This window comes from Chelatococcus caeni (assembly GCF_014196925.1).
GTDB lineage: Bacteria > Pseudomonadota > Alphaproteobacteria > Rhizobiales > Beijerinckiaceae > Chelatococcus_A > Chelatococcus_A caeni.
Window position 1 is genome coordinate 667,178 of the sequence record NZ_JACIEN010000001.1, and the last position, 19,118, is coordinate 686,295.

Below are 19,118 nucleotides of genomic sequence, written 5' to 3' on the forward strand. Positions count from 1 at the left end.
CCGGTTGCCGCGGTCTGCCATCCGCTTCGACTGCCGACTGCCGACTGCCGACTGCCGACTGCCGACTGCCGACTGCCGACTGCCGCTTGATCCCTCACACTCCCGCCGCGAGCCGCTTCGGCGCCGTCATGCGGTAGCTGCGGCGCACGATGGCTTCGACCTCGGTCCAGTCGGCGCCGTCGTCGAGGCGCATGCCGATCCAGCCCTTGTGGCCGACGTAGGGCGGCACGAAGAAGCGCGCCGGGTCGGCGCCGACGAGCACCATCTGGCTGCCGGGCGGCGCCTTACACCACAGCGAGGGGCGGCCGTCGCCGCTCCTCGGCATGGCGAAGATCTTGTCGCGGATGCGGAACGTGGGGCCGCCCCAGGTTTCCTTCTCCTCGGCCTCGGGCAGGGCGAGGCAGATGCGGCGCAGCAGATCGACCGGCTCCACCGTCACGGGACCCCCCTCACAGCTCCTCGCGGACGAAGCGTCCACGGCGTTCGTAATAGAACGGCACGGGCAGCTCCGGCGCGAAGCCGCCGGCGATGCGCGCCTCCAGTTCCTCGATGATCACATGCGTGATCGTGGGCAGGTCGAGGCGCTTGGCGTCGCGCAGCGACACCCAGGCGAGCTCGGTGAGCTCCGACTGCGGCCCGACGATGTCCGGAACGGTGGCGGCGATGGCGGTCGCGTCCACGGCGAAGAAGCGCGTGTCGAAGCGCTTGGGCCGGCGCGGCGGCGTGATGGCGCGGGCGACGAACTGCAGCGTCTCGAGATCGGGAAAGATGCCGTGCTCGAGAAAGGCTCGCCACGGCCCCTCCGGCGCGCTCTCCGGCGGGCCGTAGTCGCGCGAGCCGATGATGAGCCCGGTCTCCTCGAAGGTCTCGCGCACCGCGGCGAGCGCAAGCGCCCTGGCACGCACGAGGCTGGGGCGCGTGACGCGGGAGACGAGGCGCATCTCGGCGGCCGGGTTGAGCATGCCGGCCACCGGCATCGCCCGGTCCCCGGCCTCGATGCGCCCGCCGGGGAAGACGAACTTGCCGGGCATGAACTTGTGGCCTTCGTGCCGCCGGCCCATCAGCACCTTCGGCGTGCGGCCGCGCCGGTCGATGATGATGAGCGTCGCCGCGTCCCTGGGGCGCTGGTTGTCCCAGCGCCGCTCCCGCGGCGCATTCGTCAGGAGTTCGGTCGTCGACAGATGCCGGGCGTGGTCGCTCACCGCGTTATCCTTCATTGCCGCTCATGCGCAGCGGCGCTTCCTCGTCGGCGTTGTCGCCGAAGCCGTGCATGCGCAGCGCCCACTGGTAGCCGACGACCCCGCCCTTCACCGGCTGCAGCAGCGCAAGGCACATGCCGAGGGCGAGCAGGGGCCACAGCACCATGTGCGTCCACAGCGGCCACTCGGCCGCGCTCTCGATGGTGAGGTTGGCGCCCACGACGACGTGGCCGACGATGGTGATGACGATATAGGGCGGCAGGTCGTCGGACCGGTGGTGCGACAGGTCCTCGCCGCAGGCCTCGCACTGCGGCCTGACCTTGAGGAAGCCCGAGAACAGGCGGCCGCGGCCGCAGGCCGGGCAGCGGCAGGCAAGGCCGCGCTTGATCGCGCCCTGCCAGTCGCGCCGCTCCTCGAAGGCATTCATCAATCGTCCCGTCGGGGCCATGTCGTATCCTGTTTCGCCCGGTTGTTGCGCGCGCCTTTCTGCCGGGCCGCCTTGCGAGCGGCTGCCCGCTCGGCCGCCTTGGCGCTCTTGCCGGGCCGGAAGGATTTGGCATTGCGGCTGCGCGCGCGCAATTGGGCGCTCTGTCGCGCGCCGGCCTTGCCGTCGCTGAGCATCTCGAAGCGCAGGGCGCCGGCCACGGGCGCGGCTTCGACGAGGCGCACCGTCACCCGGTCGCCGAGGCGGAAGACCTCGCCCGAGCGGGAGCCGACGAGGGCATGTTGCCGCTCGTCGAAGCGGAAGTAGTCGGCGCCCAGCGTCGCTGCCGGGATGAAGCCGTCGGCGCCGGTGTGGTCGAGCTTCACGAAGAGCCCCGCGCCGGTCACGCCCGCGATCTGCCCCTCGAAGGTCGCGCCGACATGGTCGGCCATGTAGTGGGCGATGAGCCGGTCGATGGTCTCGCGCTCGGCCGCCATGGCGCGCCGCTCCGCCGCCGAGATGCGCGCCGCGACCTCCGCCATCTCCTCCCGCGTCGTCGAGGCGGGCAGGCCGCCATCGCCGAGCTTCAGGTGGCGGATGAGGGAGCGGTGCACGATGAGATCGGCATAGCGGCGGATGGGCGAGGTGAAGTGGGCGTAGCGGCGCAGCGCCAGGCCGAAGTGGCCGTAATTGTCCGTCGAATATTCGGCCTGCGCCTGCGAGCGCAGCACGATCTCGTTGATGAAGGCCCGGTGCGGGGTCTTGTCCACCGAGGCGAGGATGCGGTTGAAGAGGGACGGGTGCAGCACGCCGCCCTTCGGCAGCTTGAGGCCGATGGAGGCGAGCACCTCGCCGAGCACGCGCATCTTCTCGAGCGAGGGCTCGTCGTGCACGCGGTAGGTGAAGGCGAGGTCGCTCTTCTCCAGCGTCTCGGCGGCGCAGACATTGGCGAGGATCATGAATTCCTCGATCAGCCGGTGCGCGTCGAGCCGCTCGGGAATGAGCACGTGGTCGACCGTACCGTCCTCCTTGAGGATGAGCTTGCGCTCCGGCAGGTCGAGCGCCAGCGGCTCGCGTGCGTCGCGGGCGCGGGCGAGCGCGTGATAGGCGGCCCACAGCGGTCTCAGAACGGGTTCGACGAGCGTGTCCGTCACCTCGTCCGGCCTGCCGTCGATGGCCTTCTGCGCCTGCGGATAGGCGAGCTTGGCGGCCGAGCGCATGAGCACGCGGTGGAAGCTGTGGCGCTTCTTGCGGCCGCTCGCGTCGATGACGATGCGCACGGCGAGCGCCGGCCGATCCTCGCCCGGGCGCAGCGAGCACAGGTCGTTCGAGATGCGCTCGGGCAGCATCGGCACGACCCGGTCGGGGAAATAGACCGAGTTGCCGCGCTCCAGCGCCTCCCGGTCGAGCGCCGAGCCCGGCGTCACATAGGCAGCGACATCGGCGATGGCGACGTGCAGGACATGGCCGCCCGGATTGTCCGGGTCCTCGTCCGGCTCCGCGTGGACGGCGTCGTCGTGATCCTTGGCATCGGCGGGGTCGATGGTGACGAGCGGCAGCGCGCGCCAGTCCTCGCGTCCCGCAAGCGTCGCGGGCTTCGCCGCCTCCGCCTCGCGCAGCACCGCCGGCGGGAAGACGTGCGGGATGCCGTGGGCGTGGATGGCGACGAGGCTGATGGCGCGCTCGGACTTGAGGGAGCCGAGACGCTCGCGCACCTTGGCCTGCGGCGGGCCGAGGCGCGTGCCGCGCGCGACGGAGACGCTGACGAGGTCGCCGTCCTCCGCCTCGCCCTCGGCGCCGGCTGGAATGATGATCTCCCGCCCGAGCGACTTCTTGTCGACGGACACGAGATAGCTGCCGCCGCGCTCGCGGTTGACCCGGTAGACGCCGAGCACCTGGGCCTTCATCTTGGCGATGAGCTTGATGATGCGCCCGGTGTAGACCTGCGGGCCTTCTTCCCCGGCCGGCTCGACGCGCACCAGCGCCCGGTCGCCGACGCCCGGGGCCGGCTCGCCGGCGCGCTGCCGGCGGGACGGGGCAATGATGATGCGCGGCGCCTTGCCGTCCTCCTCCGTGCTCCACTCCGCCGGCTCGGCGACGAGCTCGCCGTCGGCGTCGCGGCCGGTGATGTCGGCGAGCACGACGGGCGGCAGGCGCCCGGCCTTGTGCAGCACCTTGCGCCGCCGGTCGATGACGCCCTCGTCCTCCAGTTCGCGCAGCATGCGCTTCAGCCAGATACGCTCGCCGCCGCCGATGCCGAAGGCGCGCGCGATCTCGCGCTTGCCGACCTTGCCGGGCGATTCGGCGATGAAGGCGGCGATGGCCTCCTTCGTCGGCATGTGCGCATCGCCGCGGACGGGGCTGTGGTGGTGGGTGGCTTTCGGGGGCTTCAGGCGTCGGGCCAAGGTTCTTGTCCAATCGGTCGTTGGGTCTGTTCTCGCATGAGCGGCGCGCAAAGGCTACAGCGGCCATCCCGCCGCGGCGGCCGGCGGCCTGCGCTGACCGAATGCGGTGGCAGCGGCACGGGTTCCAAGCGCACGGCAGGGTGAGAATATCCGGCTGGGCCGGGTTTTCCTAAAGTTTTACTCAGCAGCCACATGAGAACAACTCGAAAACATGCCGATTGACAGTGAAGCGGTTGCCCAATAGCTGACGGCGGTTGTTTTCGGGGTTGGGGCTTAAATGAACGATATTTCAGCAATGCCGCGCGCAGCGGCGATGCCGGCTGGCGGGCGTATCGAACAATTCACCTTCGCGGGGTCGGCCCGAGAATATTTCGGCATCTGGATCGTCAACGTGCTGCTGACGATCGTGACGCTCGGCATCTACTCCGCCTGGGCCAAGGTGCGGCGCATGCGCTATTTCTATGGCAGCACCCGTCTTGCCGGCAGCAGCTTCGATTATCACGCGCGGCCGGTGAAGATCCTCATCGGCCGCATCATCGTGGTCACGGCGATCGTCATCTACAACGTCCTCGCCAATCTCGCCCCGCTCGCCGGCCTGGCCGTCAGCCTCGTTCTGCTGCCGGTCGTGCCCTGGCTGCTGCAGCGCGGACTGCGCTTCAACGCCCGCGTCACGAGCTTCCGCAACGTGCGGTTCGACTTCGCCGGCGGCTACTGGGGCGCGGCCAGGGCCTTCGTCCTCGGCCCGGTTATTGCCGTGCTCTCGCTCGGCATTCTCGCCCCCGTCACCTCGCGCTGGCTGTGGCGCTACGTGGTCGGCAACCTGCGCTACGGCGGCCGCGGTGTCGCCTGCGAGCCGAGCGTGCGCGCGCTCTATCGCCAATGGTGGCTGCCGGCGTTGCTCGTCGTCTGCGGGCTGGTGCTCGTCGCCGGCGGCGTCGTCGCGCTGAAGGCGTCGTCGCTGCTGCAGGCCATGGGCTATGACGACCTGCGCCGCGTGCTGTCCGTGATCATCCCCATCGGCATCGTCGCCTATCTCGTCCTGTTCTACGGCACGGCAGGCCTCGTCTACCACGCCGGCGTGCGCAACGTCGCGCTTGGCGCCACGGTGCTCGACGGCCAGCATCGCTTCCGCTCCACGCTGTCGCGCGGCCGCTATGCCTTCATCGCCATCACCAATCTCCTCGCCACGGTCTTCTCGCTCGGGCTGGCGCGGCCCTGGGCGGCGGTGCGCATGGCGCGCTACAACGCCGCCGCAACCGCGCTCGTCGTCGCCGGCTCGCTCGACGACTACCTGAGCGGGATCGTCGTGAGCGGTTCGGCCGTCGGAGCGGAGTTCATGGATGTGGAAGGCTTCGACTTTGCCCTCTGACGCGGCGACGGAGGCGGAGCAGCCCTTCGCCTGTGACGGCACGTGGCATCCGCCGGGCGGCAGCCGGGCCGTGCCCGCACGGCTCGTCGCCGACCGCGGGCGCGTCGAGATCGTGCCCGCCGACGTGGCGGCCGAGGTGGCGCTCGCCACGGGCCTGGAGACAGAGGTGGAGGTCTCGGCGCGGGTCGGGTCGATCCCGCGCCGCGTCGTCCTGCCTGACGGCAGCGTCTTCGTCTCCCACGACAACGACGCACTCGACCGCTGGCTGCAGCGCCGGCACGGTGCCGGCTACGGCTTCGTCGCGGCGCTGGAGCGCTTCCATCCGCGCCTCCTCGTCGTCGTCGCCATGATCGTGGCGCTGTGCTTCGCGACCTACCGCTATGCCCTGCCGGTGATGGTCGAGGTCGCCGTGGCGGTCACGCCGCCGGTCGCCCCGCAGATGATGGGGCGCAGCGTGCTCGCGACGCTCGACCATTCGCTGCTGGCGCCTTCCGCGCTCGGGGAGGGTGTACAGGATTCGCTGAAGCGCCAGTTCCGCGACCTCGCCGACCTTTCCCCGCGCAAGGCCGAGGGCTTCACCCTTCACCTCCGGCGGGGCGGCCGCATCGGTGCCAATGCCTTCGCGCTGCCGGACGGCGCCATCATCCTCACGGACGAACTCGTCGAGTTGGCCCAAAGTGAGGACGAGATCCTGGGCGTGCTGGCGCACGAGATCGGCCACGTGGAGCACGAGCACAGCCTGCGTCGACTCTATCTCGCCGCCGGCCTGTCGGGGCTGATCATGCTTGCCGGCGGCGATATCGGCGCCGCGGTTGAGGACCTGCTGATGCAGGGCTCGCTGCTCGTGACGCTGTCCTATTCGCGCGACCACGAGCATGAGGCCGACCGCTACAGCGCCGCGCTGATGGCGCGTGCCGGCCGTGATCCGCTCGCTCTCGGACGGCTCTTCGCGCGTCTGGAAGAGGAGCTCGGGGCAGGCGGCGGTGGCCTGCTCTCCACCCACCCGGCCACCGGCGAGCGCATCGACCGGCTGCGCCGCGAAGCCGAGAGCCAGCTGCGCGACTGAGCGGCGCCGCCGTCCCTAGAGCAGGGGCAGGGCGCGTCGCAGCAGGTCCGCCCCGGCACTCGCGAGGTCGTTGGCGCCGAAGCCGCGCCGTGGGGCGGCGAGGCGTGTCCGGACGAAGGCTTCGGCGATCGGCGGTGGGGCCGAGCGGGCGAGGGCGGCGGCGGCGGCCACCAGCGCTAGCGTCTCGGCGATGCGGCGCGCGTTCCGCTCCCGCTCGCTGCCGGCGAGCATCGCCTCGACGTCCGCCAGCGCCTCCCGCGCGCCGGAGAGGCCGGCGACCTCCTCGCCGAGGGTGACGAGCACGGAGGCCATCGCCTCGGCGTCACGCTCGGCCGCACGCAGCACGTCGAGCGCCATGACGTTGCCGGAGCCCTCCCAGATGGCGTTGACCGGCGCCTCGCGGTAGAGGCGGGGCATCGGGCTTTCCTCGACATAGCCGTTGCCGCCGAGGCATTCCATCGCCTCGTAGAGGAAGGCCGGCGCCGCCTTGCACACGAGGAACTTCGCCGCCGGCGTCAGGATGCGCGCCCGCGCCGCCTCGCGCGCGTTCTCGGCGGCGAGGTCGAAGCTCGCGGCGAGCCGCAAAGCGAGCGCCGTCGCCGCCTCGCTTTCGAGGGCAAGGTCGGCGAGGACGGCCGCCATCACCGGCTGGTCGACGAGCTTGCGCTGCATGACCGAGCGGTGCCGGGCGTGGTGCACGGCGAGCGCGAGGCCCATGCGCATCAGGCCGGCCGAGGCGACGACGCAGTCGAGGCGGGTCAGCTGCACCATCTCGATGATGGTGCGCACGCCCTTGCCCTCCTCGCCGACGCGCCAGGCGAAGGCCTTGTGGAATTCCACCTCCGAGGAGGCGTTGGAGCGGTTGCCGAGCTTGTCCTTGAGCCGCTGCAGGTGGAGCGCGTTGACGTTGCCGTCCGGCCGGAAGCGCGGCATCAGGAAGCAGGTGAGGCCGCCCGGCGCCTGCGCCAGCACCAGGAAGGCGTCGCACATCGGCGCCGACATGAACCACTTGTGGCCGGTGATCTCGTACTCGTCGCCGCTCGCGGGCTCCGCGCGGGTGGTGTTGGCGCGCACGTCCGTGCCGCCCTGCTTTTCCGTCATGCCCATGCCGACGGTGACGCCGCGCTTTTCCCAGAAGGGGACGAAGCGCGGATCGTAGTGGCGCGAGCGCACCATGGGCAGCCAGTCACGCAGCCGCTCGGGCGAGGCCGCAATGGCTGCCAGCGATGCATGCGTCATGGTGAGCGGGCAGACGTGGCCGCTCTCCACCTCCGCCGTGATGAAGAGGCGCGCGGCGCGGGCGACATGGGAGCCGGCAGAAGAGCCCGCGTGCGACGAGCCGTTCATCGCCGGATGGGCGCGGCCGTTGCCGGCCGCCTCCCAGGTCGAGGCGTGCAGGCCGGCCTCGACGCCGGCCTCCATCAGCGCGTGATAGGCCGGGTGGAACTCGACTATGTCGGCGCGCCGGCCCTGGGCGTCGTGGGTGCGCAGGCGCGGCGGGTTCTCGTTGGCGAGGCGGCCGAGGTCGAGTCGCTCGGCCGTGCCGCAGCTTTCGCCGAAGGACAGGAGCCCGTTGCCGATGGCATCGACGCCGACGCTCTTCAGCGCGTCGAGGAGCGGCTGGTCGAGCGCGGCCAGGTTGACGTCGGTGAAGGGGGGCGTCTGGTTGAACACATCGTGCGTGGAGGCCGTATCGGTCACGTTCTTCCTCGAGATCGGGCCACAAGATCGCCATGCGCGAGCGAATCGGACCACTCACCACTCGCGCCATCGAGGCATGGCATCATCGGCAAACAATGCAAGCCGGACGTGCGCTTGTCACCGTGCGGCTCTCTACGGAGCGAGTATTTGCAAGATTAATGATCGACTTTCCGACATTTTTAAGAGCCGCGCGTGAACACTCGTCAAAGCCGGAGACGGCCGACCGGACATAAGGTGAGGGAGCTCATGCGGCGACGATCAGGCGTATCGCTGCGCCTGCGGCTCATGCTGCTGGCGGGGGTGCCTTTCCTCGGCATGCTCGTCGTCACCGCCATTTCGCTCGCCGGCCTCGCCGCCATCGAGGATGCCCAGCAGGACGCCTCGCGCGCCTCCCAGCTCGAGCAGACGGCGCTCGTCATGCAGGCCGAGCTGCGGGAGATCGATCTCTCGGTCGACCAGCTTCTGCTGGCCCAGGGGGACGTGAGCCTCGTCCAGGTGGAGGGCCATATCGCGCAGGCCGGCATTCTTGTCGCACGCCTGTCGGCTCTCGACGCGGGGGTGGTGCTGCGGGGTGAGATCGGCGCCCTCGAGGGGGCGCTCGCCCGCATGCGCGAGCGGTTCGCCGATCTCGTCGCGGCGCAGGACCGCATCGGCTTCACGCTCGACGAGGGGCTGCGCGGCACCTTCCGCGAAGCCGCCGGCGAGATGGAGCGGCGGCTCGTCGCCCGTGCGCCGCAGGACGCCACCTTGTGGCGCCTGCGGGCCATGAACGCGCTGCTGATGGTGCGGCGCTACGAGAAGGACTACATGATCACCGGCACCCAGCAGGCGCTGGGGCAGCAGCGGCAGGCCCTGCAGACGCTCGAGCAGGAGCTTGCGGCCGTGCCGGCGGATCAGCGCTGGCTCGCCGAGCAGGTCAGGCCCTATCTCGGCGTCTATCGCGCGGCCTTCGATCGCCACATCGCCGACACCGCCGCGCGGCGCTCGGCGGAGGCGGCGTTCACGGAACACCTGCGCGACGGCATTGCGGTGGCCCGGCGCGTGGTCGGCCTTGCCGCCCAGCACGAGGCGGCGACGCTCGAGGCCATGGGCGCCACGAGCTCGGTCCTCCGGCACATGCAGGTCCTGGCCCTGATCATCACCGTCATCCTCTCCGGCATCGTCGCTTATTTCATGGCGCGCGGCCTGTCGCGGCCCCTGCAGAGCATGATCGTCGCCATGCGGCGGCTGCGCGCCGGCGAGCGGGACGTGGCCGTGATGGGCGAAGGCCGGCACGACGAGATCGGCGAGATGGCGCAGGCCGTCGCCATGTTCCGCGACCACGCGCGCCAGCGCGACGCGCTCATCGCCGATGCGAACAGGAGCGCCACGGTCACGCAGCGGCGCGCGGAACGGCTGGAGGCGCTCGTCACGCGCTTCGAGGCGGACATCTCCCGCACGCTCACCAGCGTGCGCGATGGGGTGCGCCTGCTCGACGACATGGCTTCGGACCTGACGAACATGTCGGTGGGCGTGTCGCAGAAGGCCGAGGAGGCCGAGGTCGCCGTCACCGGCGTGTCGGACAACGTGGCCTCGGTCGCGGCCGGGGTGGACCATCTCACCTCCTCGACGGAAGGCATCGCCAACCGCGCGGCCCAGTCCGATGCCGTCGCCGAACAGGCGGTGGTGGCCATCGGCCATACGGTCGAGACGATCCGCAGCCTGGCGGAGCGTGCGGCCCGCATCGAGGAGGTGACGGACATCATCCACGCCATCGCCGACCAGGTGAACCTCCTTTCGCTCAATGCCGCCATCGAGGCGGCCCGGGCCGGGGATGCCGGCCGCGGCTTTGCCGTCGTGGCGCAGGAGGTGAAGGGGCTCGCCGGCCAGACGGCCGAGTTCGCCAGCGAGATCGCGGCCAAGATCAGGGAGATCCAGGAGGCGTCCGCGGCGGCGGAACGTTCCGTCGGCGCCATGGACAGCCTGGTGGCGGAAGTGTCGGGCGTGGCGACGGGTGTTGCGGAAGCGGCGCGCGAGCAGCACGGCATCGTCGCCCGCATGGCGGCCAAGACCCAGGCCGTCGCGGCCGAGGCGCGCGCCGGCGCCCTGTCCATGCGCAGCGTCGAGAACGAGGTGGTGCGCGCCGGCGCCGCCGCCGCCGCCGTCAGCGAATGGTCCTCGCGGCTGTCGCAGCAGGCCGATGCGCTGGAGGCGAGCGTCCGTGCCTTTCTCGAGGGCGTCGAGGCGGCGGAAGGGGAGGATGGCGTGCCCTCCGGTCCACAAGGAGAAGCCGGCGCGGCTTGACAGCGCGGCAGAACCAATGGCACTGCCCCGCGACGTTTTATTGGAGTGCCGCATGCCAGTCGCTTTCACCTTTCCGGGCCAGGGCAGCCAGGCCGTCGGGATGGGCAAGGCTCTCGCCGAGGCCTTTCCGGTCGCCCGTGCCGTCTTCGCCGAGGTCGACGAGGCCCTCGGCCAGAAGCTCTCGCAGGTGATGTGGGAGGGGCCGCAGGACGCGCTGACGCTGACGGCGAACGCCCAGCCCGCCCTCATGGCCGCCAGTCTCGCCGTCGTGCGCGTGCTGGAGAGCGAGGCCGGGCTCGACCTCGCGCGCGATGTCGCCTTCGTCGCCGGCCACTCGCTCGGCGAATATTCGGCGCTCGCCGCGGCGGGCAGCCTCTCCGTCGCCGATACGGCGCGGCTGCTGCGCATCCGTGGCGACGCCATGCAGAAGGCCGTGCCGGCGGGCGAGGGCGCCATGGCCGCCATCCTCGGCATGGAATTCGAGGACGCGGCCCAGGTCGCGGCCGAGGCGGCCGAGGGCGAGGTCTGCGAGGCCGCCAACGACAACGGCGGCGGGCAGGTGGTCGTGTCCGGCCACAAGGCCGCGGTCGAGCGGGCGGTGGCGCTCGCCCCGCAGCGCGGCGCCAAGCGCGCCATGCTCCTGCCCGTGTCCGCCCCCTTCCACTGCTCGCTGATGCAGCCGGCGGCCGACGTGATGGCCGAGGCGCTGTCGACGGTCGTGATCGCGGCGCCGAAGGCGCCGCTCGTCGCCAATGTCCATGCGCGCGCCGTGACCGATCCGCAGGTGATCCGCGAAGGGCTCGTGCGCCAGGTCACCGGCACGGTACGCTGGCGCGAGTGCGTCGCCTTCATGGCCGGCGAGGGCGTTGATTCATTCTATGAGCTCGGCTCCGGCAAGGTGCTGACGGGCCTTGCCAAACGCATCGCCGCCGGGGCCTCGGCCCAGGCCGTGGGCACGCCCGAGGACGTCGCCGCCTACAAGGCGTCGCGCGGGCTCTGACAGCGGAGGGTCGCATGTTCGAACTCAAGGGTCGCAAGGCGCTCGTCACGGGCGCGACGGGCGGGATCGGCGGCGCCATCGCGCGGGCGCTGCACGCGCGCGGCGCCGAGGTGGCGCTCTCCGGCACGCGCCGCGAGGCTTTGGAAAAGCTCGCCGGCGAGCTCGGCGAGCGGGTGCACGTGGTGCCGGCCAACCTCGCCGACACGGCCGAAGTGGAGGCGCTGGTGCCGGCGGCCGAGCAGGCCCTCGGCGGGCTCGACATCCTCGTCAACAACGCCGGCATCACGCGCGACAACCTCTTCATGCGCATGAAGGACGAGGAGTGGGACGCGGTCATCGCCGTCAACCTGACCTCCGCCTTCCGCCTGTCGCGCGCGGCGGTGAAGGGCATGATGCGCCGGCGCTTCGGCCGCATCGTCGGCATCGGCTCCATCGTCGGCGCCACCGGCAATCCCGGCCAGGGCAACTACGCCGCCGCCAAGGCGGGCCTCGTCGGCATGACGAAGGCGCTCGCCGCCGAGGTCGCGAGCCGCAGCATCACCGTCAACTGCGTCGCCCCCGGCTTCATCGAGACGCCGATGACCGACGCGCTCAACGACAAGCAGCGGGAATCGATCCTCGGCAACGTGCCGGCCGGCCGGCTCGGCACGGGTGAGGAAGTGGCCGCGGCGGTCGTCTATCTCGCCTCCGACGAAGCCGCTTACGTGACCGGGCAGACCCTGCATGTGAACGGCGGAATGGCAATGTTCTGAACAACTTATCGCGGCTTCTGGAATCGGTTCGGCGGGCCGGCAAGGCCTCTCGCCTTCACGATCCGAGTATGTTAACAAGCCGTTCTAACCCTGTCCGTGCCCGCCGATACCCAAGGGTTTCGTGCTGGCTGGCCGGGTGCGGGAGGGGGGCTTTTAGAGAACCCGCCCCGCCTCGGCCTCAAGCTGGAAGTTGTGTTTTCCCGGGTCCGTGAGTGAGACTGATGCTCCCGGACCTCCGACAAGTGGAACTGAGGACAAACCGATGAGTGATATCGCCGAGCGCGTGAAGAAGATCGTCGTCGAGCACCTTGGCGTCGACGCCGAGAAGGTGACGGACAGCGCCAATTTCATCGACGATCTCGGTGCCGACAGCCTCGACACGGTCGAGCTCGTCATGGCGTTCGAGGAAGAGTTCAGCGTCGAGATCCCGGACGATGCCGCCGAGACGATCGTCACCGTCGGCGACGCCATCAAGTTCCTCGAGAAGAACGTCGCGGCCTGAACCGGCCTTGTCGACCGGCGTGCGGCGCCCCATCTGCGCCGCGCCGGCCTTGTGGCTTGCTGACAGAGTGATTGCATGAGACGTGTCGTCGTCACCGGCCTCGGGATGGTTACGCCGCTCGGCAGCGGCGTGGACGTGACCTGGCGTCGGCTGCTGGCCGGCGAGAGCGGTGCTTCGCGCGTCGAGGCATTCGAGGTGTCGGACCTTCCCTGCCAGATCGCCTGCTCCATTCCGCGCGGCGCCGGCGAGGGCGAGTTCGATGCCGACGCCTGGATGGAGCCGAAGGAGCAGCGCAAGGTCGATCCCTTCATCGTCTATGCGATGGCGGCGGCCAAGCAGGCGCTCGATGACGCCGACTGGCATCCGTCCTCCTACGAGGACCAGATCGTCAGCGGCGTCCTGATCGGCTCCGGCATCGGCGGCATCGGCGGCATCCACGATGCCTCCCTGCTGCTGGAGGAGCGCGGGCCCCGCCGCATCTCTCCCTTCTTCATTCCCGGGCGTCTCATCAATCTCGCGTCCGGTTACGTGTCGATCGAGCACGGGCTCAAGGGCCCGAACCACGCGGTCGTCACCGCCTGCTCGACCGGTGCCCACGCCATTGGCGATGCGGCCCGCATGATCGCGCTCGGCGATGCCGACGTCATGGTCGCCGGCGGCAGCGAATCGCCCATCAACCGCCTGTCGCTCGCGGGCTTCGCCGCCTGCCGGGCCCTGTGCACCGCCTTCAACGACGATCCGACCAGGGGCTCGCGGCCCTATGACCGGGACCGTGACGGCTTCGTCATGGGCGAGGGGGCCGGTGTCGTCGTGCTCGAGGAATACGATCATGCCAGGGCGCGCGGCGCGCGCATCTATGCCGAGGTCATCGGCTACGGCATGTCGGGCGACGCCTATCACATCACCGCCCCGTCGGAAGACGGCGACGGCGCCTTCCGCTGCATGCAGGCGGCGCTGAAGCGCGCGGGGATCGTTGCCGCCGACCTCGACTACGTCAATGCCCACGGCACCTCGACCATGGCCGACGAGATCGAATTGCGCGCCGTCGAGCGGCTCGTCGGCAATGCCGCGGCCAACATCAGCATGTCGTCCACGAAGTCGGCCATCGGGCACCTGCTCGGCGCGGCCGGCGCGGTCGAGGCGATCTTCTCCATTCTCGCGATCCGCGACCAGGTGGCGCCGCCGACGCTGAATCTCGACAACCCGTCGGTGGACACGCCGATCGACCTTGTCCCGCACAAGGCGCGGCAGCGCGAGATCAACGTGGTGCTGTCGAATTCCTTCGGCTTCGGAGGGACGAACGCATCACTTGCTTTTCGCAGGGTCGACGCCTGAGTTGTCTCGGGCGGCGTGCTTTCGCCATAATCGATCCTAGTGTTGGAGGCGAAGGCAAGTTCTTCGCGGGAGGGCCAGCCTGATTCCGATGGGCGACAACGAGCACGCATCGTCGGCGCAGGATCCGGCGCGCAATGTGGACCCGGCGCCGCGCGTCGCCCCACGCAGTCCGAGCGAGGCGATCAAGCCAATGGTAGCACCACCCCCACCGCCGCGTGTGTCCCGCCGCCGCCGCCGTGGCGGGCTGTTGTCTGCGCTCAGCGCCTTCTTCACCTTCATCATGATCGCGGTGCTGGCCTTCGGCGCGGCCGTCTATCTCGGCCAGCGGCAGTTCGATGCGCCGGGGCCCCTCGCCGAGGACAAGGCGGTGGTCGTGCGCGGCGGCGGGCAGACCGTCGCAGAGACGCTGCGGCGCGAAGGCGTCATCGACTATCCGCTCCTCTTCGTGCTCGGCCTTTACGCCACGGGCAAGAACGACGAGCTCAAGGCGGGCGAGTACCTCTTCAGGCGCGAAGCCAGCCTGCGTGAGGTGATGGACATCATCGCCTCGGGCCGGACGCTGCTGCACCCCATCACCCTGCCGGAGGGGCTGACGAGCGAGCAGATCGTCGCCCGGCTGATGGAGAACGACCTGCTCACCGGCCAGATCGCCGAGGTGCCGGCCGAGGGCACGCTGCTGCCCGAGACCTACAAGGTGGCGCGCGGCACGCCGCGCCAGGTGCTGGTCGACCGCATGAAGGCGGACCACAAGCGCATGGTGCAGGAGGTCTGGGCCAACCGCGATCCGGACCTGCCGCTGAAAAGCCCCGAGGAACTGATCGTGCTCGCCTCCATCGTGGAGAAGGAGACCGGCGTGGCGGACGAGCGGCCGCGGGTCGCGGCCGTGTTCGTCAACCGACTTCGCAAGGGCATGAAGCTGCAGTCCGACCCGACGATCGTCTACGGCCTCGTCGGCGGCAAGGGCACGCTCGGCCGCGGCATCCGGCGCAGCGAGATCAACCAGGCGACGCCCTACAACACCTACGTCATCCCCGGCCTGCCGCCGGGCCCCATCGCCAATCCGGGCCGCGACGCGCTGCAGGCGGCGGCGCGGCCGAGCAATACGAACGACCTCTATTTCGTCGCCGACGGCAGCGGTGGCCATGCCTTCTCGGAGACGCTCGACCAGCACAACCGCAATGTGCGGCAGTGGCGCCGGATCGAGGCGGAGCGTGCGCCGACCGGCACCGCTCCCGAGGTGGACCGGGTCGACCCCGATGAAGAGGGGGCCGAGGGCGCCAAGCCGGCGGGCGAGCCGCAGCGGCAGGGCGCCGCCGGCTCCCGCGGACCGAAGATCTACGACGCCTCGGAAGGGACGCCGAAGGATCCGCTGCGGAACAAGACCTTCGATCTCACCTCGCCCAAGGTGGTGCCGGACGTCAGCACTCTGACGGATTAGGCCGTGCCGGCCGGCACGGCTGCTGCGAAGACAGCAGGCGGTTCGGCGAAGTGCCGGCATTTGCGGGCCGCGCCCGAGAGCCGGCCCGATTTTTCATTCGACGAGGCAACATGACCCTTCGCAGCATGACCGGCTTCGCCCGCGAGGCGGGCGATACGGGCCCCTATCGCTGGGCCTGGGAGATCAAGACCGTCAACGGCCGCGGGCTCGACCTGCGCCTGCGCCTGCCGCCCGGCCACGAAGGGGTGGGAGAGGCGGCGCGGCAGCTGATCGGCAAGGCGCTCGGCCGCGGCACGTGTCACGCCAATCTCTCGCTCGCCCGCGCCGAGCAGACGCCGGTCGCCCGCATCAACACGGCCATGCTGAACGGACTCATCGACACCGTCAAAGGCCTCGCGCTGCCGCCGGGCATCGCGCCGGCGACGCTCGACGGGCTGCTCTCCGTGCGCGGCGTCGTCGAGATCATCGACGATGCCGACGACGAGGCGCTGCTGACGCGCCTTGCGGCCGATGTCGAGGCGGGGCTGACGCGGGCGCTCGCGGCGCTCGTCAGCACGCGGACCGCGGAGGGCGAGGCGCTCGCCGCCATCCTGTCCGCCCAGATCGACCGCATCGCGGAGCTCGCCGCCGCCGCCGAGGCCTGCCCGGCGCGCCAGCCGGAGGCGATCAAGGCCCGCCTCGCCGGGCAGGTGGCCGCTCTCATCGACAGTGACCGGCGCCTCGACGAGACGCGCCTCCACCAGGAGGCGGTGCTCATCGCGGCCAAGGCCGACATCCGCGAGGAGCTCGACCGCCTGAAGAGCCACGTGGAGAGCGTGCGCGCGCTGCTCGCCGAAGGCGGCGTCATCGGCCGGCGGCTCGACTTCCTCGCCCAGGAGTTGTCGCGGGAGGCGAACACGCTGTGCGCCAAGGCCGGCGATGCCTCCTTGACGGCCATCGGTCTTGACCTCAAGACGGTGGTGGAGCAGTTCCGCGAGCAGGTCCAGAACGTCGAATGAGCAAGCCTTCCCCCGGTCCCGCGATCGAGCGTCGCGGGCTCGTCCTCATCCTGTCCTCGCCCTCCGGCGCCGGCAAGACCACGCTCACGCGCAACATGATCGAGAAGGCGGAGCTCGGGCTGCGCCTGTCCATCTCCGTCACCACGCGCCAGCGCCGCCCGTCCGAGATCGACGGCGTGCACTACCATTTCATCGAGAAGGACCAGTTCATCTTCATGCGCGACCGGGGCGACCTGATCGAGTGGGCGGAGGTGCACGGCAACTTCTACGGCACGCCGCGCCGGCCGGTGGAGGAGGCGCTCGCCGCCGGCCAGGACATGGTCTTCGACATCGACTGGCAGGGCACGCAGCAGATCGTCGAGAAGATGCGCCCGGACGTGGTCACCTGCTTCATCCTGCCGCCGTCGATGGCGGAGCTGAAGGCGCGGCTGGACCGCCGCGCCGAGGATGCCGAGGACGTCATCGCGAAGCGTTTGCAGAACGCCCGCGACGAGATCGCCCGCTGGCCGCTCTACGACTATGTCCTCGTCAATGACGACCTCGGCCGGGCCTTCAACGAGCTCGTCGCGATCCTCACGGCCGAGCGGCTGAAGCGCGAGCGTCGCATCGGGCTCGAAGCCTTCGTCGGCAAGCTGCTCAGCGAGGAGAAGGGCCGGTCGCCGCGCTGATCCTCGTCGCCGGCGGTTGGCGCGGCCCATCGGCGCAACAGGCACATCAGCGGTCGCTCGAACCGGTGGTGGACGAGGAGCGCGGCGACGCCCCGGAGAGGGGACCAACGGCTCAAAGGTCCGGGCCCCGATCGAGCGCCCGCGCCAGGGCGAGATAGCCGGCAACGGGGATCTCTTCGGCGCGCGCCGTGGGCGTGAGGCCGGCAGCCGCGATGAGGCGCGTCGCGTCGCCTCCGGCGATGCCCTTGAGGCTCTGGCGCAGCATCTTGCGCCGCTGCCCGAAGGCGGCCTGGGTGACCGCCTCGAGCGCGCCGAGGCGGCAGGGCTCGGGCTCCGCCCGCGGCAGGATGCGCACCACCGACGAGACGACCTTCGGCGGCGGCACGAAGGCCGAGGGCGAGACGTCGAAGGCGATCGCGGCCTGCGCGCGCCAGCCCGTCAGCACGCCGAGGCGGCCATAGTCCTTCGGGCGCCGCTCGTCGGCCACGATGCGTTCGGCGACCTCGCGCTGGAACATCAGCGTCAGCGATGCCCACCACGGCGGCCACGGCTCGGCCGTCAGCCAACCGATGAGGAGGGCGGTGCCGACATTGTAGGGCAGGTTGGCCACGATGCGCGCCGGCCCGGGCGGCAGATGGGCCGTGGGGTCGAGCTCAAGCGCATCGGCATTGATCACCGTGAGGCGGCCGGGATAGCGCTCGGCGATCTCGGCAAGCGCCGGCAGGCAGCGCTCGTCGCGCTCGATGGCGAGCACGTGCCGCGCGCCGCCGGCAAGAAGCGCGCGCGTCAGCCCGCCGGGGCCCGGTCCGACCTCGACCACGTTGACGCCGTCGAGCGGGCCGGAGGCGCGCGCGATGCGCATGGTCAGGTTGAGGTCGAACAGGAAGTTCTGGCCGAGCGACTTCTTCGGCATCAGCCCGTGCCGCTGCACCACCTCGCGCAGCGGCGGCAGGTCGTCGATGGCGCTCATGCCCCGGCCGCCGCCAGCCGGCCCGCGAGCCTGATCGCCGCGCACAGGCTGTCCGCCCGCGCCACGCCCTTGCCGGCGATGTCGAAAGCCGTGCCGTGGTCCGGCGACGTGCGGATGAAGGGCAGGCCGAGCGTCACGTTGACCGCCTCGTCGAAGGCGAGCGCCTTGATCGGGATGAGCGCCTGGTCGTGATACATGCACAGCGCCGCGTCATAGCCGCGCCGCGCCCGGGCATGGAACATGGTGTCGGCGGGGTAGGGGCCGCCGGCCTCGACGCCCTCCGCGCGCAGGGCCGCGACCGCCGGGACGATGACGGTCTCGTCTTCCGATCCGAGCGCGCCCTTTTCGCCGGCGTGCGGATTGAGGCCGGCGACCGCGAGCCGCGGCCGGGCGATGCCGAAGCGCTCCTTGAGGTCGCGCGCCACGATGCGCCCGGTCTCCACGATCAGCTCGCGCGTCAGCGCCGCCGGAACGGCGGCAAGGGGGATGTGGACGGTGACCGGCACGACCGCGAGCTCCTCGCTCCACAGCATCATGACCGGATGTGGCGCGGGCTCGCCGGGGCCGGCGGCGAGCGCGGCGAGATATTCCGTGTGGCCCGGATGGGCAAAGCCCGCCTCGTAGAGGACGTGCTTGGCGATCGGATTGGTGACGACGGCCGCGCAGCGGCCCTCCTGGGTCAGGCGCACCGCAAGGTCGATGGCGGCGATGGTGCCGGCCGCCCAGCGCGGCGAGGGGGTGCCCGGAACGGCATCGACGGCGTGCCCGATGTCGATGACGGGCAGGGCCGTATCGAACAGCGCGGCGGCGGTGTCCGGCGTCGCCTCCTCAATCGCGACGTCGAGCGACAGGCGTCCGGCGAGGCCCTTCATGAAGGCGGGTGAGCCGATGAACGCGAAGGGCGGCAGGCCCTCTTCGCGGCGCCGCAGCCAAGCGCTGAGAGTGATCTCGGGGCCGATGCCTGCGGGATCACCCTGCGTCAGCGCGAGGACCTTGTCGCCAGCCATG

Annotated in this window: 17 protein-coding genes; 10 read left to right on the plus strand and 7 right to left on the minus strand. The window is 70.7% G+C overall.

All coding sequences use genetic code 11. The features are described 5' to 3' along the window. Positions 1-94 precede the first annotated feature (94 nt). Genes GGR16_RS03285 through rnr form a run of 4 tightly spaced genes read right to left on the minus strand, consistent with a single transcriptional unit; the run spans position 95 to position 4,028 of the window. The gene (locus GGR16_RS03285) at positions 95-439 is read right to left on the minus strand and encodes an MmcQ/YjbR family DNA-binding protein (RefSeq protein ID WP_183315703.1); all 345 of its coding nucleotides are present in this window, start codon (positions 437-439) and stop codon (positions 95-97) included. A gap of 10 nt (positions 440-449) precedes the next feature. Next, complete coding sequence (locus tag GGR16_RS03290; RefSeq protein WP_246372891.1) at positions 450-1,181, minus strand: NUDIX hydrolase; 732 nt, start codon at positions 1,179-1,181, stop codon at positions 450-452. Between the two features lie 25 nt (positions 1,182-1,206). After that, positions 1,207-1,626 (minus strand): DUF983 domain-containing protein, encoded by a 420-nt coding sequence (locus GGR16_RS03295; protein ID WP_183315705.1) that lies wholly within the window; start codon positions 1,624-1,626, stop codon positions 1,207-1,209. Continuing rightward, positions 1,626-4,028, minus strand: coding sequence for a ribonuclease R (rnr, locus tag GGR16_RS03300; RefSeq protein WP_425486554.1), 2,403 nt, complete (start codon positions 4,026-4,028; stop codon positions 1,626-1,628). Before rnr ends, GGR16_RS03295 begins: the two co-directional genes overlap by 1 nt. Positions 4,029-4,323: 295 nt before the next feature. Between rnr and GGR16_RS03305 the strand changes: the two genes are divergently transcribed. Both GGR16_RS03305 and GGR16_RS03310 read left to right on the plus strand, forming a co-directional pair. Beyond that, the gene (locus GGR16_RS03305; protein ID WP_183315707.1) at positions 4,324-5,397 is read left to right on the plus strand and encodes a YjgN family protein; all 1,074 of its coding nucleotides are present in this window, start codon (positions 4,324-4,326) and stop codon (positions 5,395-5,397) included. Next, a complete protein-coding gene (locus tag GGR16_RS03310; protein WP_246372799.1) occupies positions 5,369-6,463 on the plus strand; it encodes a M48 family metallopeptidase in 1,095 nt (364 codons plus the stop codon). Before GGR16_RS03305 ends, GGR16_RS03310 begins: the two co-directional genes overlap by 29 nt. Before the next feature lie 15 nt (positions 6,464-6,478). Here GGR16_RS03310 and GGR16_RS03315 read toward each other — a convergent pair whose 3' ends face one another. Further along, the gene (locus tag GGR16_RS03315; RefSeq protein ID WP_183315708.1) at positions 6,479-8,164 is read right to left on the minus strand and encodes an isovaleryl-CoA dehydrogenase; all 1,686 of its coding nucleotides are present in this window, start codon (positions 8,162-8,164) and stop codon (positions 6,479-6,481) included. Between the two features lie 246 nt (positions 8,165-8,410). On the opposite strand from GGR16_RS03315, the gene GGR16_RS03320 reads away from it, so the two are divergent. The 8 genes from GGR16_RS03320 to gmk all read left to right on the plus strand — a co-directional run bounded on the left by GGR16_RS03320 (position 8,411) and on the right by gmk (position 17,140). Then, positions 8,411-10,447, plus strand: a complete 2,037-nt coding sequence (locus tag GGR16_RS03320; protein WP_183315709.1) for a methyl-accepting chemotaxis protein — start codon at positions 8,411-8,413, stop codon at positions 10,445-10,447. A gap of 52 nt (positions 10,448-10,499) precedes the next feature. After that, positions 10,500-11,447, plus strand: a complete 948-nt coding sequence (gene fabD / locus GGR16_RS03325; RefSeq protein WP_026015015.1) for an ACP S-malonyltransferase — start codon at positions 10,500-10,502, stop codon at positions 11,445-11,447. A gap of 14 nt (positions 11,448-11,461) precedes the next feature. Next, complete coding sequence (fabG, locus tag GGR16_RS03330) at positions 11,462-12,199, plus strand: 3-oxoacyl-[acyl-carrier-protein] reductase (protein WP_019401508.1); 738 nt, start codon at positions 11,462-11,464, stop codon at positions 12,197-12,199. A gap of 262 nt (positions 12,200-12,461) precedes the next feature. Beyond that, on the plus strand, positions 12,462-12,701 hold the full coding sequence (locus GGR16_RS03335) for an acyl carrier protein (protein ID WP_019401507.1): 240 nt from the start codon (positions 12,462-12,464) through the stop codon (positions 12,699-12,701). Positions 12,702-12,776: 75 nt separating this feature from the next. Beyond that, a complete protein-coding gene (gene fabF, locus GGR16_RS03340; protein ID WP_019401506.1) occupies positions 12,777-14,036 on the plus strand; it encodes a beta-ketoacyl-ACP synthase II in 1,260 nt (419 codons plus the stop codon). A gap of 88 nt (positions 14,037-14,124) precedes the next feature. Next, positions 14,125-15,474 carry an endolytic transglycosylase MltG gene (gene mltG, locus GGR16_RS03345; RefSeq protein ID WP_183315710.1) on the plus strand — a complete coding sequence of 450 codons (1,350 nt, stop codon included), beginning with the start codon at positions 14,125-14,127 and terminating at the stop codon, positions 15,472-15,474. 110 nt (positions 15,475-15,584) lie between these two features. Continuing rightward, positions 15,585-16,472 carry a YicC/YloC family endoribonuclease gene (locus GGR16_RS03350; RefSeq protein WP_183315711.1) on the plus strand — a complete coding sequence of 296 codons (888 nt, stop codon included), beginning with the start codon at positions 15,585-15,587 and terminating at the stop codon, positions 16,470-16,472. Further along, positions 16,469-17,140, plus strand: coding sequence for a guanylate kinase (gene gmk / locus GGR16_RS03355; protein ID WP_019401503.1), 672 nt, complete (start codon positions 16,469-16,471; stop codon positions 17,138-17,140). Before GGR16_RS03350 ends, gmk begins: the two co-directional genes overlap by 4 nt. 112 nt (positions 17,141-17,252) lie before the next feature. On the opposite strand, the gene rsmA is transcribed toward gmk, so the two are convergent. Continuing rightward, complete coding sequence (gene rsmA / locus GGR16_RS03360; protein WP_183315712.1) at positions 17,253-18,110, minus strand: 16S rRNA (adenine(1518)-N(6)/adenine(1519)-N(6))-dimethyltransferase RsmA; 858 nt, start codon at positions 18,108-18,110, stop codon at positions 17,253-17,255. Continuing rightward, positions 18,107-19,117 carry a 4-hydroxythreonine-4-phosphate dehydrogenase PdxA gene (pdxA, locus tag GGR16_RS03365; protein WP_183315713.1) on the minus strand — a complete coding sequence of 337 codons (1,011 nt, stop codon included), beginning with the start codon at positions 19,115-19,117 and terminating at the stop codon, positions 18,107-18,109. The genes rsmA and pdxA overlap by 4 nt, the downstream gene beginning before the upstream one ends. Position 19,118: the final 1 nt, after the last annotated feature.

Excerpts from the sequence above, each read along its gene's own strand:
- GGR16_RS03335 (WP_019401507.1), top strand. The coding sequence starts at position 12,462 with ATGAGTGATATCGCCGAGCGCGTGAAGAAGATCGTCGTCGAGCACCTT.
- GGR16_RS03295 (WP_183315705.1), bottom strand. The coding sequence starts at position 1,626 with ATGAATGCCTTCGAGGAGCGGCGCGACTGGCAGGGCGCGATCAAGCGC.
- GGR16_RS03320 (WP_183315709.1), top strand. The coding sequence starts at position 8,411 with ATGCGGCGACGATCAGGCGTATCGCTGCGCCTGCGGCTCATGCTGCTG.
- pdxA (WP_183315713.1), bottom strand. The coding sequence starts at position 19,117 with ATGGCTGGCGACAAGGTCCTCGCGCTGACGCAGGGTGATCCCGCAGGC.
- fabG (WP_019401508.1), top strand. The coding sequence starts at position 11,462 with ATGTTCGAACTCAAGGGTCGCAAGGCGCTCGTCACGGGCGCGACGGGC.
- fabF (WP_019401506.1), top strand. The coding sequence starts at position 12,777 with ATGAGACGTGTCGTCGTCACCGGCCTCGGGATGGTTACGCCGCTCGGC.
- fabD (WP_026015015.1), top strand. The coding sequence starts at position 10,500 with ATGCCAGTCGCTTTCACCTTTCCGGGCCAGGGCAGCCAGGCCGTCGGG.
- GGR16_RS03305 (WP_183315707.1), top strand. The coding sequence starts at position 4,324 with ATGCCGCGCGCAGCGGCGATGCCGGCTGGCGGGCGTATCGAACAATTC.
- GGR16_RS03350 (WP_183315711.1), top strand. The coding sequence starts at position 15,585 with ATGACCCTTCGCAGCATGACCGGCTTCGCCCGCGAGGCGGGCGATACG.
- gmk (WP_019401503.1), top strand. The coding sequence starts at position 16,469 with ATGAGCAAGCCTTCCCCCGGTCCCGCGATCGAGCGTCGCGGGCTCGTC.
- GGR16_RS03310 (WP_246372799.1), top strand. The coding sequence starts at position 5,369 with ATGTGGAAGGCTTCGACTTTGCCCTCTGACGCGGCGACGGAGGCGGAG.
- rsmA (WP_183315712.1), bottom strand. The coding sequence starts at position 18,110 with ATGAGCGCCATCGACGACCTGCCGCCGCTGCGCGAGGTGGTGCAGCGG.
- mltG (WP_183315710.1), top strand. The coding sequence starts at position 14,125 with ATGGGCGACAACGAGCACGCATCGTCGGCGCAGGATCCGGCGCGCAAT.